This window comes from Paractinoplanes bogorensis (genome assembly GCF_018829635.1).
In the GTDB taxonomy this organism is placed as follows: Bacteria; Actinomycetota; Actinomycetes; order Mycobacteriales; family Micromonosporaceae; genus Actinoplanes; species Actinoplanes bogorensis.
In genome coordinates, this window is sequence record NZ_JAHKKG010000014.1 from 237,500 (window position 1) to 250,265 (window position 12,766).

General features: G+C 70.7%; 13 protein-coding genes. 7 read left to right on the forward strand and 6 right to left on the reverse strand.

Annotated features, from left to right (window positions below):
- Window positions 1-12 precede the first annotated feature (12 nt).
- Window positions 13-2,106 (reverse strand): transglycosylase domain-containing protein, encoded by a 2,094-nt coding sequence (locus KOI35_RS38355; RefSeq protein WP_215793949.1) that lies wholly within the window; start codon window positions 2,104-2,106, stop codon window positions 13-15.
- A gap of 298 nt (window positions 2,107-2,404) precedes the next feature.
- Here KOI35_RS38355 and KOI35_RS38360 point away from each other — a divergent pair, with 298 nt between their 5' ends.
- Complete coding sequence (locus tag KOI35_RS38360; RefSeq protein WP_215793952.1) at window positions 2,405-3,043, forward strand: DUF6230 family protein; 639 nt, start codon at window positions 2,405-2,407, stop codon at window positions 3,041-3,043.
- 27 nt (window positions 3,044-3,070) lie between these two features.
- A complete protein-coding gene (locus tag KOI35_RS38365) occupies window positions 3,071-4,531 on the forward strand; it encodes a DUF6114 domain-containing protein (RefSeq protein ID WP_215793954.1) in 1,461 nt (486 codons plus the stop codon).
- Between the two features lie 40 nt (window positions 4,532-4,571).
- Here the strand turns inward: KOI35_RS38365 and KOI35_RS38370 are convergent, their stop codons facing one another.
- Window positions 4,572-4,964 (reverse strand): DnaJ family domain-containing protein, encoded by a 393-nt coding sequence (locus tag KOI35_RS38370; protein WP_215793956.1) that lies wholly within the window; start codon window positions 4,962-4,964, stop codon window positions 4,572-4,574.
- A gap of 76 nt (window positions 4,965-5,040) precedes the next feature.
- Here KOI35_RS38370 and KOI35_RS38375 point away from each other — a divergent pair, with 76 nt between their 5' ends.
- Window positions 5,041-5,310 (forward strand): DUF2277 domain-containing protein, encoded by a 270-nt coding sequence (locus KOI35_RS38375; protein WP_215793958.1) that lies wholly within the window; start codon window positions 5,041-5,043, stop codon window positions 5,308-5,310.
- An 88-nt stretch (window positions 5,311-5,398) separates the two neighbouring features.
- Here KOI35_RS38375 and KOI35_RS38380 read toward each other — a convergent pair whose 3' ends face one another.
- The 4 genes from KOI35_RS38380 to KOI35_RS38395 form a co-directional block, all read right to left on the reverse strand.
- Complete coding sequence (locus KOI35_RS38380; RefSeq protein ID WP_215793960.1) at window positions 5,399-6,124, reverse strand: GntR family transcriptional regulator; 726 nt, start codon at window positions 6,122-6,124, stop codon at window positions 5,399-5,401.
- Window positions 6,096-6,893, reverse strand: coding sequence for a tryptophan synthase subunit alpha (trpA, locus tag KOI35_RS38385; RefSeq protein WP_215793962.1), 798 nt, complete (start codon window positions 6,891-6,893; stop codon window positions 6,096-6,098). The genes KOI35_RS38380 and trpA overlap by 29 nt, the downstream gene beginning before the upstream one ends.
- A complete protein-coding gene (gene trpB, locus KOI35_RS38390) occupies window positions 6,890-8,047 on the reverse strand; it encodes a tryptophan synthase subunit beta (protein ID WP_215793965.1) in 1,158 nt (385 codons plus the stop codon). The genes trpA and trpB overlap by 4 nt, the downstream gene beginning before the upstream one ends.
- A 75-nt stretch (window positions 8,048-8,122) precedes the next feature.
- Complete coding sequence (locus tag KOI35_RS38395) at window positions 8,123-9,268, reverse strand: LolA family protein (protein WP_215793967.1); 1,146 nt, start codon at window positions 9,266-9,268, stop codon at window positions 8,123-8,125.
- A gap of 103 nt (window positions 9,269-9,371) precedes the next feature.
- Between KOI35_RS38395 and KOI35_RS38400 the strand changes: the two genes are divergently transcribed.
- From KOI35_RS38400 to KOI35_RS38415, 4 genes are all read left to right on the forward strand, one after another.
- Window positions 9,372-10,034: a response regulator transcription factor gene (locus tag KOI35_RS38400; RefSeq protein ID WP_215793969.1), complete on the forward strand. Its 663-nt coding sequence runs from the start codon at window positions 9,372-9,374 to the stop codon at window positions 10,032-10,034.
- A gap of 35 nt (window positions 10,035-10,069) precedes the next feature.
- Window positions 10,070-11,383 (forward strand): sensor histidine kinase, encoded by a 1,314-nt coding sequence (locus KOI35_RS38405; RefSeq protein ID WP_215794079.1) that lies wholly within the window; start codon window positions 10,070-10,072, stop codon window positions 11,381-11,383.
- Between the two features lie 95 nt (window positions 11,384-11,478).
- Window positions 11,479-12,243, forward strand: a complete 765-nt coding sequence (locus KOI35_RS38410; RefSeq protein WP_215793971.1) for a YcnI family protein — start codon at window positions 11,479-11,481, stop codon at window positions 12,241-12,243.
- Between the two features lie 144 nt (window positions 12,244-12,387).
- A complete protein-coding gene (locus tag KOI35_RS38415) occupies window positions 12,388-12,762 on the forward strand; it encodes an Imm1 family immunity protein (RefSeq protein WP_215793972.1) in 375 nt (124 codons plus the stop codon).
- Window positions 12,763-12,766: the final 4 nt, after the last annotated feature.

Below are 12,766 nucleotides of genomic sequence, written 5' to 3' on the forward strand. Positions count from 1 at the left end.
AAACTGAGTCAATCACCCCCCGTACGCCTTCTGGCTGCTCGGCGGCGTGAACCCCGCGTATCCGCCGTCTCCGACCGCGGCGCGCAGAGTACGCCCCACGGCCGTGACCACGCGCGCCTCGACCGCACTGCCCACCAGGTCGGACGGGTTGGCCGGGTCGTTGGCGATGCCGGCCGCGGCCATCGTCGGAGTGAAGCCGACGAAAGTCTCCGTACGGTTGTCGTTGGTGCTGCCGGTCTTGCCGGCCACGTCGAGGCCCCCGAACATGGCGCCGACCTCGGTCGCGGTGCCGCCGTTGCACTGGCTGGTGCTGCTCTGCTGACCCACCGGGCACCGGGCGGCGTCGGTCGCGGCCCGCGCCACCTCGGGGTCGAGCACCTGCTTGCAGTTGTCCGCCACGGCCACCTTCACGCCGTCCGAGCCGGTGATCGACTCGACCGGCAGCGGCGAGCAGTACTTGCCCTCGGCCGCCACCGTCGCGTAGGCCGAGGCCAGCTCGAGCGGGGTGGTGTCGACGACGCCGAGGGTGAACGAGCCCCACGAGTCGGCGCTGGTCGCGGCCATCTTCGCGTCGGCCTGGGCGCTGAAGCTGATGCCGAGCCGCTGGGCCATGGCGACCACCGCGGCCGGGCCGACCTGCTCCTCGAGATGCACGAAGTAGGTGTTCACCGAGCGGCCGAACCCGTCCCACATCGTGCGGTAGCCGTCCATCCAGCTCGGGTTGGCGTTACCCGGGCAGTACATGCCGTTGCAGTTGCCCGGCCCGGAGTCGGGCCACTGGGTGGGCAGCTTGGCCGGGGAGTCGAACCCGGCGCTCAGCGGCATCCCGGCCTCGAGCGCGGCCAGCATGGTGAACATCTTGAAGGTCGAGCCGGACGGGTAGCCGGTGACCCCTCCCCCGCCACTGATCAGCGGGTTCACCGTGTATTCGCGGCCGCTGGTCCCGCTGCCGGTGCCGTAGTGCCGGTTGACCGCCAGGGCCAGCACCTTGCCCGTACCCGGCTGCACGACGGCGATCGGCAGGGTCTTCTTGTTGGTCAGCCCGTAGACCTTGCGCGACTGCTCGGCCGCCGTCTTCTGCACGCTCGGGTCGAGCGTGGTGACGATCGTGTAGCCGCCCCGGCGCAGGGCGTTCTCCCGCGCAGTCTGCGTCGCCCCGAACTGGGTCTGCGTGTCCCACCAGCGCTCGAAGTAGTCGCAGAAGAAGCCCCACCCGGAACTGCTGCCGGTCGCGTCGACGCATCCGTCGGGCTGCGTCCGGCCCGAGTACCTGAGCTTCTCCTTGGCCGCCGAGTCGTGCTGGGCCTGGGTGATCAGGCCGGCCTTGAGCATCGCGTTCAGCACGTACGTCTGGCGGATCTTGGCCTGGGCCTTGTCGCCGCCGATCGGGTTGTCGGCGTCGGGCGACTGCACGATCCCGGCGATCAGCGCCGACTGGGCCAGGTCGAGCTTGGCCGGGCTGACCCCGAAGATGCGGCGGGCGGCGGCCTCGATCCCGTACGCCCCGTCGCCGAAGTACACGATGTTCAGGTAGTTCTGCAGGATCTGCTGCTTGGACAGGCGCGACTCGAGCTCGACGGCGTACTGGATCTCGCGCAGCTTGCGGGCCGGGGTGCTCGCGGTCGCGGCGGCGCGCTCGGCCGGCGTGAGCGTCGGGTCCTCCTTGAGCACGTTGCGGACGAGCTGCATGGTGAGCGTCGACGCGCCCTGCTGGGCCGAGCCGCTGCCGGCGTCGCGCACCAGCGCCCGGGCCAGCCCCTTGAGGTCGACCCCGCCGTGCTCGTAGAAGCGGGTGTCCTCGGCCGCGACGATCGCCTTCTGCATCACCGGCGCGATCTGGGCCAGCGCGACGTCCTGCCGGTCCTGCTCGTAGAACGTGGTGATCAGCGTCTTGCCGTCGTTGGCATAGATGCGGGTCAGCTGGGCCGCGGGCGGCTGCAGCAGCTGGGCGGGCAGGGTGGCGCGCTGCTGGGCGTCCCACTGCGTGCCCGCCGTCAGCACGGCGCCGACCGGGATGGCGGCCACGCCGACCAGGGCCCCGACCAGGATCAGCATCCCGCCGAGGCGGGCCAGGGCACCCGGTTTCGAAGTGTTGCTGCGGCGCATCGGGATCCTCCGGGCGGGCCTGAAACGAGTCGTCGACCAAGTCGGTAACACCGTTTTCTGGGAGGACGCTGGGTTTCGTTACCGATCCGTGATCATTGGCCTTCCTTATACAGGTGGTGACCGTCACACATCGACAGAGTCCTCTTTGACCGGATTTTGCTCACACCGCGTGAGCTTTACGGTTACTGGCCAGTAGCCACCGCCCTTGTCCTCACGGAGCGCCAGGAGCAATATTTCCCGCACGTTAAGGACGGCATCGACAAATCTCACTGACCGTCACCATCCGCGAGGAGGATCCGTGAAGGACGCGCAAGGCGATCCGGCGTACGGACGCACCAACTGGCGCCGTTTCGCCGTGGCCCTGGGCGTGCCCGCCGTGGTCGCCGGAGGCCTGGTCATCGCCCTCGCGAACGGTGCGCTGGCGGCCAGCTTCTCGGTCTCGGGCACCCAGTTCAAGCTGACCGCCGACAAGCTCGTCGGCGAGGGCTTCACCCAGTACAGCAAGCAACTGCCGACCGAGAAGGTGCAGTCGTCGACCGGCCAGAAATACGTCGTGGCCGCCATGTCGGGCATCCAGAGCGCCGACATCTACAAGCTGTGCCAGTCGGTGGCGGCCGGGCCGGTCGTGCTGCGCATCGAGGCCGGCACCGACCCCGACAAGCCCGCCGAGGCCGAAGACCTGCTGATCGGCATGTCCGAGCTGAGCGGCGACGCGACCTTCCAGAACATCGACATCGGCCAGGACGCCTCCACGCTCACCGCCGACGGGCAGAAGGAGCACGGCGAGGTCGGCACGTTCGGCCAGCAGGCGACCGACGTGACCATCGTGGGCCTCAAGCAGAAGGCGTACACGACCTCGGCCTCCACCTTCAAGCTGACCGGGATGAAGCTCCAGCTCTTCCTCGGCGACAGCAGCAAAGAGTGCTACAAGGGCTGATCCGGCATTTTTGGGAAGGCAATATTCGTGGCGGAAAGTTTCCGGCGCTGGCGGCGCCGGCGGCCGTTCTGGGGCGGGCTCTTCTTCTTGCTGGCGGCGGTCGAACTGCTCTACACGGCCAACATGAACCTGGGCAACCTCGAGGTACACCTCGGGCCGCAGGGTTTCCTGTCCTATCTGCTGCCGCTGTTGCTGCTGCTGTGCGGGCTGCTGGCCTGGTTCAGCCCGGCGCAGCGGCTGTTCTACGGCATCGTCGGGCTGCTGACCGCGCTCTACACGTTCGTCGGGCTCAACCTCGGCGGCTTCTTCGCCGGCATGCTGCTCGGCATCATCGGCGGCGCCCTGGTCATCGCCTGGGGACCCGTTTCTTCTTCCCGTACGCCCCCAGAAGGCGTTCCCGCTCCTGATGGTGACGGCGGGTCGCAGGTGCGGCCCGCCACCCCGGAGGGCGACCCTGGGATCGTCCCCGGACTGGATCAGCGTCGTGACGGCGGGTACGGAAATCCGCGCGCACTCTCCGTCATCCTGCTCGTCCTGGCGGTAACCGGCAGCGTGCTGGTGGCCGGCGGCAGTCTTCCGGCTCGCGCTGCGGAGTGTCCCGAGGGGCTACCGTCCCGCACCTCGGCCACCTCCTCGGCGCCGGCCTCCGCGGGGGCAACCCCCTCGGGCGACGCGTCGTCGCGGCCAGTGCCCGGCAAGGCGCCGGCCGGCGGCTCCAAAGGCGCGAAGCCCGCCCCCACCTCCTCCGCGTCTGCCTCGGCCGGCGCGGAGGACGGGGGCGACGACGGGGGTACCGGCAATCCGGTTCTCGACGGGATCGGCGACTTCTTCGACGGCATCGGCAATCTGCTCGGCATCGGGGGCGACAAGTCGTCCCCGTCTCCGAGCGCGTCGCCGACGCCGTCGAAGTCCTCATCGACCCCCGCTCCGACCTCGGCTCCCACGGCGACCTCATCCCCCGCCGCCGCCAAGCCGAGCCCGAGCGCGTCGGTCACCACCAGCAAGGGCGAGGAGATCCCGTGCCTCGGGCCGCGGGTGCTCGGCATGAAGGCCGGTGCCGACGACATCCCGCAGGTCGCGGCCACGCCCGGCGTGATGGAGGTGGACTCGCTGACCATGTACGAGTCGACCTACGACGGCGTGGTCGACATGCCGACGGCCAAGGGCTCGTTCCCGGCGCTCAAGTTCAGCATGGACAAGGCGGTGAACAAACCGTTCACGCTGACCATCGCCGAGCCCGGCAAGGCGCAGACGGTGATCCGCAGCAACGAGCTGGTGACCGACGGGAACGTGCGGTTCTACACGCCCGAGTTCAAGGGCAAGCTGTTCGGGCTGATCCCGGTGACCTTCACACCCAAGTCACCGCCGCCGCTGACCCTGCCGGTGCTCTGGTTCACCGACGTGACGATCCAGCTGGCCTACGTCCGCTGCGACACGCTGACCGCAGACCCGCTCGACATCCGCGAGCGCCTTACCACCGCCAAGTAACCAGCACCCGCCTCAGCTCCGGCGCGGCGCTCTCCACGCCTCAGCCCGCGGCGCGGCGCTCTTTCCAGGCCTCGACGACCGCGTCGATGTCGAACGGGCGCAGGATCACCGGCGGGCCGTCCATCCGGCCGACCGTGGCCTGGTGGATCCGCTCGTTGAGGTCGGCGACGTAACCGCGTACCTCACGCTCGGTCTTGAGCCGGTCGACCTTGACCTCGAGATCCTCGGTCTCGCGGCGCAGCGCCAGGGTGGGCGGGATGACCCCGGCCGTGGCGCCCTCGCGCTCGAGCCAGTCCTTGACCCACCAGTCGTCCTCGTACTCACCGCCGTGCCCGGGCAGCGGCTTGCCCTTCCCAGGCAGGTCGTCGAACTCGCCCCGCTCGGTCGCCTCACGGAGCTGCCGGTCGATGGAGGACTCGTACCAGTGCGCCATGCCGCCAATACTAAAAGCGTCGTACCCGGGGCGTAGGTTGGCAGGCGTCGCGTTCCCCGACACCCGGAGGCCAGCCGTGTGCCGCAACATCCACCAGCTGCACAATTTCGAACCGCCCGCCACGCGTGACGAGATCCAGGCGGCCGCGCTGCAATACGTGCGCAAGGTCGCCGGCAGCACGCGTCCGTCGGCCGCCAACCAGGAGGCGTTCGACCGGGCCGTCGCCGCGATCGCCGCCGCCACCGCCGAGCTGCTCGACGAGCTGGTCACCAGCGCCGCTCCGAAAAACCGCGAGGTCGAGGCGGCCAAGGCCCGCGCCCGAGCCGAGAAGCGCTACGCCAGCTGACCCCGCCCCGCGCACACACTAAGGCCGCCCGGCGGGAGCTGGGACCGCTCGGCGGGAGCCGTGCGGGGCGGACCGCGCTGCACGGTGCTCAGAGCTGGGCCGACTGCGCCCAGCTGACCGTGAGTCCGGTGACCGCGCGTTCGGTACGGATCTCCATCATCGTGCCGAGGATCGTCGCGCGGTCGGCCACGAGGGCCCGGTCGTCGAGGCCGTAGGTGACCCGCTCGGAGAGGAAGGCGGCCGTGCCAGCGGGCTGTCGCAGCAATGTGGCCGCGGCCTGGTCGAGCGCCCCCGGCCGCACCGCCTCCCTGGCCCGGTGCACGGCCACGCCCCGGTCGGCCAGCGCCTGATAGAGCGACGTCCCGCTCAGGTCGGCGTCGGCCAGCGCCGACCCGCGGATCCACGACACCTGGTGCACGGCGGGCCGGCCGGCGAGAAGGCGGAGGCGTTCCAGCCGTACGGCGGGAGGCCGCTCGCCCAGATGCGCCGCCGCCCACGCCGGTGGCGCCCCCACCGCCTGGCCGAGGATCTGCGTCGTGACCAGGTGGCCCTGGGCGCGCAGGTCCTCGGCGAAGCCGCGCAGCGAGTCGAGGCGGTAGGCGGCCCGCGGCTCGGCCACAAAGGTGCCCCGCCCGGGCTGCTGCGACAGCAGCCCGTCGGCCTCGAGCTGCTGCAACGCCTGTCGCAGGGTGGCCAGCGTGACGCCGTAGCTGGCGCTCAGCTCCTTCTGCGGGGGCAGCGCCGATCCGGGCGGCAGTTCCCCGCCCCGGATCTTGGCGCCCAGGTCAGCCGCGATGACCTGATACTTCGGCATACGGGGTGCGGCGCTCAGCGGAATCCTCCTGGGAAGCACTGTCGAGGGCGGCGCGCAACGCCGCGACCTCGGCTCCCAGGTCGGCGGCGGTGGCTCCGTCGAGAACCCTACGCATCAGAGCCGATCCGATGGCGACACCGTCCCCGGCGCGTCCCGCCGCGACCGCCTGCTCGGGGCCGGTCACCCCAAAGCCGACCAGCACCGGCAGCGTGGTGACGGCCTTGATCCGGGCGGCCAGCGCGGCGGCCGAGGCGGCCAGCGACGTCTGTTCGCCGGTCGTGCCCATCCGGCTGATCGCATAGACGTAGCCACGGCTGCGGGCGACGATCTCGGCCAGCCGCTCGTCGGTGGTGACCGGGGCGACCAGCAGGGTCAGTTCGATCTCGGCCTGCTCGGCGGCCCGGGACACCTCGGCGACCTCGTCCAGGGGCAGGTCGGGGACGATCAGCCCGCGGAACCCGGCCTCGGCCAGGCGCCGGCAGAAGACGTCCGGGCCGGGGCGGAACACCAGGTTGGCGTAGGTGAACGCGATGAGCGGGGTGCGCACCTGCCCGCGTACGAGGGAAAGCTCTTGAAGTATCGATGCCACGGTGACGCCCCGGGCGAGCGCGCGGTCGGACGCCTGCTGGATCGTCGCGCCGTCGAGCATCGGGTCGGAGAAGGGCAGACCGACCTCGATCGCGTCGGCGCCGGCCTCCTGCACGGCGAGGAGATAGTCGATCCAGTCCTCGGTCAGCCCGGCGGTCAGGTAGGGAACGAGAAGAGTCATGCCACCGCTCCGAGGGTCGCCATGTCCTTGTCGCCACGCCCGGAGAGGGTCAGCACGACGCGCGAACCGGTGGGGAGCAGCGGTCCGCCCGCCTCGCGCAGCACCCAGGCGACCGCGTGGGCCGACTCCAGCGCGCAGATGATGCCCTCGGCCCGGGCCAGCCGGCGCACGGCCGCGACCACCTCGTCGTCGGTCACCGCGTAGTACTCGGCGCGGCCGGTCGCCCCCAGGAAGGCGTGCTCGGGCCCGATGCCCGGATAGTCGAGCCCGGCTGCGATCGACTCGGCCTCGGCGACCTGGCCCTCCGCGTCCTGCAGCACCATCGAGCGGGCGCCGTGCACCACGCCGGGTGAGCCGTCGGTCATCGCCGCGCCGCCCGCGGCCTCGATCCCGACCAGGCGCGCGGTCGTGTCGATGAACCCGGCGAAGGTGCCGGCCGCGTTCGAGCCGCCGCCGACACAGGCGACGACGACGTCGGGGACGTACGGGCTCTGCGTTCTGGCCTCGTTCCCGATGACGCTCTGCAGTTCCCGGACCATCGTCGGGTACGGGTGCGGGCCGCCGACCGAGCCGAGCAGGAAGTGCGCGCCGTCCACGTCGGCCACCCACGCCCGCATCGCCTCGTTGGTCGCGTCCTTGAGCGTCCGGCTGCCCGTGGTGACCGGGACGACGGTGGCGCCCAGCGTGGTCATCCGCAGGACGTTGAGCTGCTGGCGTTCGATGTCCCGCTCGCCCATGTAGACGGTGCACTCGAGGCCGAGCAGGGCGGCGGCGGTGGCCGCGGCGACGCCGTGCTGGCCGGCGCCGGTCTCGGCGATGATCCGGTGCTTGCCCATGCGGCGGGCGAGCAGCGCCTGGCCGAGCACGTTGTTGATTTTGTGGGAGCCGGTGTGGGCCAGGTCCTCGCGCTTGAGCAGCAGCTCGACGCCGAGCCGGGCCGACAGGGTGCGGGCCGGGGTGAGCGGCGTGGGCCGGCCGGCGTAGACCTCGAGCAGCTCGTCGAGCTCGGCCCGGAAGGCGGGGTCGGTCCACGCCTCGTGGAACGCCGCCGCGAGGGCATCGCAGGCCGGGACGAGGGACTCGGGAACGAACCGGCCACCGAAATCGCCGAAGCGACCGGTGGCCGGTTTCTGGTGCACCGAAAGGGTGGGCATCACGCCTCCAAAGTTCTAGAACTCTCAACCGCAGTCTTGCATATCGCGGTCAAGAGTTCTAGAACTATTGGAGACCTACTTCTTGGCGGCTTCCTGGTAGAGCAGCTCCGGGGCGACCGCACCGGCGAAGACCCGGCCGTCGTCGGTCACCAGCACGCTGAACAGCGAACCGGCGAACAGGTGACCCTTGCCCCACGTGCCGCTCACGGCGGGCAGCATGTCGAGCATGCCCTCGGCCGACTTGGCCTGGTCGCCCTTGGCTGCCGTGTCGGCCGGCAGCTTGGCCGTCACGATCGACGCCCAGCCCTCCCCGACCACCTTCGGGCCCTCGCCCTTGGCCAGCGCCTCGGTGCGGGCCTTCTCCACCTCGGCCCGGTGCTCCTTGGCGTTCTTCTGCGCGTCCTTCTCGATCTGCGCGGTGTTCGCCTCCGTCACCTTCGTGCCGGCCGGCGGGTTGAACGCGAACTGCTGCGCGTCCGGCGTGTCAAAGCTGATCTGCTGGAATGCCACCCGGAAAGCCGGGCTGGTGGCGTTCTTGGCGTAGACGTCCACCCGCAGCGGGATGTGCGTCTCGGCGTCGATGGCCAGGCGGACCTGGCCGACCAGCGACTCCTTCGCCTTGGGGCTGAGCGCCAGCTCGTACGCGTCGCGGTCGGCCACCTTGGCCGCGCCCGTCGTCGACACGGTGGTGGTGTCGTCGATCGCGGCCAGGGCCGCGTCGGCGGCTTCCTGAGGCGTCGACGGCACCCCGGACGGCAGGGCCTCCGGCTTCTTGTTGTCGGCACCGGCCGGCACCTTGAGGTGCGTCGCGGTCTTCTCCTTGGACTGCCAGAGCCAGACGTCGGAGCCGTTGCGGATGACGTCGGTCTCGCCGTCGGTCTGCATCAGCGCGATGCGCGCCTTGTCCTCACCGGCGTACCAGACCTTCGCGGTGTTGCTGCCCGCGACGAGGCTGGCGATGTTGCCGGCCACGCCCGAGCCCTCGGTGACCCCGGAGATCTTCGGCAGACCGAGATCGGCACTCTGCACGATGGTTCCGGAGAATCCGTCGACCTTGGCGTTCTGCACGTCGACGAGCAATTGCGCCGCGCTGCGCTCCGGCAGCCCGGGATCGGCGCTGGCGATGATCGTCCCCGCCGCAGCGCCACCGCCGATGACGACGGCGGCCGCGGCTGACGGTACGAGCCATCGCAGCGTCGACCTTGACCTGAACACGGACACGATGTCCACCTCCCGTTGATCTGCCACCAGAGTGCGCCACCACCGCTGTGACCGGGCTGAGAGCTGCCCCTAGGGGTTACCCCTTCCATGCAAAGGTAATGAGGTGCGGTTGCTAGTGGTGGAGGACGAAGCGCGGCTCGCGGCCGCGCTGCAGCGTGGACTGCAGGCCGAGGGCTTCGCGGTCGATGTGTCGGGCGACGGTCAGGACGGGCTCGAGATGGCCCGGCACGGCGGCTACGACGCGATGATCCTGGACGTGATGCTGCCCCGGCTCAGCGGTTACCGGGTGGTGCGGCAGCTGCGGGCCGAGCAGAACTGGGTGCCGGTGCTGATGCTCTCGGCCAAGGACGGCGAGTACGACCAGGCCGACGGTCTGGACTGCGGCGCCGACGACTATCTGACCAAGCCTTTCTCGTACGTCGTCCTGCTCGCCCGGTTACGTGCACTGCTCCGCCGTGGGGTGCACGAACGCCCGGTCGTCCTGCGGCACGGCGACGTCGAGCTCGACCCGGCCGAGCGCCGCGTGGTCGTCGCGGGCGAGGAGGTCACGCTCACGGCCCGCGAGTTCGCGCTGCTGGAATACCTGATGCGACGCCCCGGCGAGGTGGTCAGCAAGATCGAGCTGCTCGACCACGTGTGGGACGCGGCGCTCGAGACCGCCCCCAACGCCGTCGAGGTCTACGTGGGCTACGTACGCCGCAAGATCGGGCGGGAGCGGCTCGAGACCGTCCGCGGGGCCGGCTACCGGCTGGCGGCGGTGGGGTGAGAAGTCCCCGCGAGTTCAGCCTGCGGGCCCGGCTGATGCTGGTCTCGGTGCTGGCGCTGACGGTCGGGCTGGCCGCCGGCGGGGTGCTGCTGGTCGGGGTGCTCAACTTCGCGCTGCTGCGGGCGGTCAACTCCGAGGCCGACCAGACCGCGGAGAGCATCGCCTACCTGATCAGCCAGAAGCAGCTACCCGACCCGATCCCGGTCAACGCGGCCATGCAGGCCCAGGTGATCGACGCCGACGGCCGGGTGGTGTCGATCTCGGCCAGCGCCGACCGGCTGATCCCGATGCTGCACGCCGACGAACTGCAGGGGCTGGCCGACGGCGGGGTGCGCGAGATCCCCGGCAGCCGGATCGGCCTGGCCGGTCAGGCCCGGGTGGTCATGAAGGTGGCCGGGACGCCGAGCGAACCGCAGCGAGTGCTGGTGGCCCGCTCGACCAACGACCTCAGCGTCGGCGTCCGCATCCTGGCGATCACCCTGCTGGTGGCCTTCCCGCTGCTGATCGCCCTGCTGGCGATCGTGTTGTGGCGGGTGCTGGGGGCCGCGCTGCACCCGGTGGACGCGCTGCGGGCCGGCGCCGAGGAAATCACCGGAGGCACCCGGGAGGGCCGCCTGCCGGTGCCGGAGTCCCGCGACGAGATCCACCGGCTGGCCACCACCCTCAACGGCATGCTGCACCGGCTCGACGCGGCCCGCACCCGGCAGCGCGCGTTCGTCGCCGATGCCGCCCACGAACTGCGCAGCCCGCTGACCAACATGCGGACCGAGCTCGAGGTGGCGCAGCGGCTGCCCGACAACGACTGGCAGGCCCTGTCGGCCGACCTGCTCACCGACGTCGACCGGCTCAGCCGGCTCGTCGACGACCTGCTGCTGCTGGCCCGGGCCGACGACGGGGGCGGGCGGGCGGTGGCGGCGCCGTTCCGTACGGTCGACCTGGGGTCGCTGGTCGGCGACCTGGCCGACCGCTATCCGACGGTGACGTACCTGCGTCCGGAGGTCCCGATGGAGGTCGTCGGCGAGCCCGACGCGCTCGGCCGGGTGGTGGCCAACCTGCTCGACAACGCGGTGCGGCACGCCAAATCCCGGGTGCAGGTGACGGTGCGGGCCGAGGCCACGCAACGGGTGATCACCGTGACCGACGACGGTCCGGGCATCCCGCAGGCCGACCGGGAGCGCGTCTTCGACCGGTTCACCCGTCTCGACGACGCCCGCGCACGCGACGCCGGCGGCTCCGGGCTGGGGCTGGCGATCGTCCGGGAACTGGTCCGGCGGCACGGCGGATTCGTGACGCTGGGCGATGCCGAGCCCGGTCTGCGGGTCGACGTGCGGCTGCCGGCCCTTCGCTGAGATTCTTTTTTGGTCACCGGGAACTTTTTCCTCGGGGGGAACGACCAACGGGCAGCGCCCGTCACTGGGCGTTCCCCCACGCGGAAGGTTCGAGGATGTCCCTGTTCAAGCGCTCGGCAGTGGTGAGCGCCACCGTCATCGGATTCACGCTCGCCCTGGCCGCCCCCGCTGCCGCCCATGTCTCGGTGAACCCCGACACCGCGACGGCCGGTGGATACTCCAAGGTCACCTTCCGGGTGCCCAACGAGTCCGACAGCGATTCCACGACCAAGGTCGAGATCAACCTGCCGGCCGACAAGCCGATCGCGTCGGTCTCGGTCAAGCCGCTCAACGGCTGGGACGTGGCGACCACGGTGTCCAAGCTGGCCACACCGCTCGAGGCGCACGGCGCGCAGATCACCGAGGCGGTCTCGAAGATCACCTGGACGGCCAAGGCGGGCTCGGAGGTCAAGCCGGGCCAGTTCCAGGAGTTCGACGTCTCGATGGGCCCGCTGCCCGAATCCGGTCAGATGATCTTCAAGGCGCTGCAGACCTACTCGGACGGCACGATCGTCCGCTGGATCGACGAGCCCTCGACCGACGGCACCGAGCCCGAGTCGCCCGCGCCGGTCCTCAAGATCGTGCCGGCCGCCGCCGCGGGCACGGACGCCGCAGCCGCCGCCACCGGCCCGACCGCCGCGGTCGCCGCCGAGCCCGCCGCGGAGTCGAGCAGCTCGAACGGCTTCGGCATCGCCGGGCTGGTCGCGGGCGTGCTCGCCCTGATCGTGGCGATGCTGGCCTACGCCCGGGCGGCCCGCCGCCCCGAGCCTGCCACCGCGGCTCCGGCGGCCGCTGTGGACAAGTCCGCCGCGGACAAGTAGCTCCACCTCGTTGCAGGGCCGGGCCTTCTTCGGGTCCGGCCCTTTTTCGTCGTCCCCATTCCACGCCGCGGTTGCGGTCGGCTACCCACACCCGCCGTTACCAGCAACGTCGAGTGGAAAGGTTCATTGATAACCTCCGGAGCCATGTCTGCTTGGCACTTCGCGCACGAGAACAGTGAGCTCACAGGTGGCAATGCCATCACGCGCCTTCGGGAACGGACGGCCACGGGCGAGTTGGAGACCTGGCTCCGACACGACGATGGCCGTGTGCTGGCTGTAGTCACCAACGGCAACCGGGCCATGGTCATGATCATGGATGAGCCCGACGACCCCGGCCGGCACGCCGTCGACCTCGGCGCGAAGGGCGAGGAAAGTGGCTACCGGCTGAGCAACGGGCAGGTGGATCGATACCACAACAGCGATACCGTCCCGCTCGACGCGGCATTGGATGCGGTGCGAGAACTGATTGATCACGATCGGTGGCCGGCCGCGTTGGCCTGGCAGGACGACCGCGGCTGAGCCG

Coding starts and splice junctions, on each gene's coding strand:
- KOI35_RS38415 (WP_215793972.1), top strand. CDS start 12,388: ATGTCTGCTTGGCACTTCGCGCACGAGAACAGTGAGCTCACAGGTGGC.
- trpB (WP_215793965.1), bottom strand. CDS start 8,047: ATGCCCACCCTTTCGGTGCACCAGAAACCGGCCACCGGTCGCTTCGGC.
- trpA (WP_215793962.1), bottom strand. CDS start 6,893: ATGACTCTTCTCGTTCCCTACCTGACCGCCGGGCTGACCGAGGACTGG.
- KOI35_RS38355 (WP_215793949.1), bottom strand. CDS start 2,106: ATGCGCCGCAGCAACACTTCGAAACCGGGTGCCCTGGCCCGCCTCGGC.
- KOI35_RS38410 (WP_215793971.1), top strand. CDS start 11,479: ATGTCCCTGTTCAAGCGCTCGGCAGTGGTGAGCGCCACCGTCATCGGA.
- KOI35_RS38380 (WP_215793960.1), bottom strand. CDS start 6,124: ATGCCGAAGTATCAGGTCATCGCGGCTGACCTGGGCGCCAAGATCCGG.
- KOI35_RS38405 (WP_215794079.1), top strand. CDS start 10,070: ATGCTGGTCTCGGTGCTGGCGCTGACGGTCGGGCTGGCCGCCGGCGGG.
- KOI35_RS38370 (WP_215793956.1), bottom strand. CDS start 4,964: ATGGCGCACTGGTACGAGTCCTCCATCGACCGGCAGCTCCGTGAGGCG.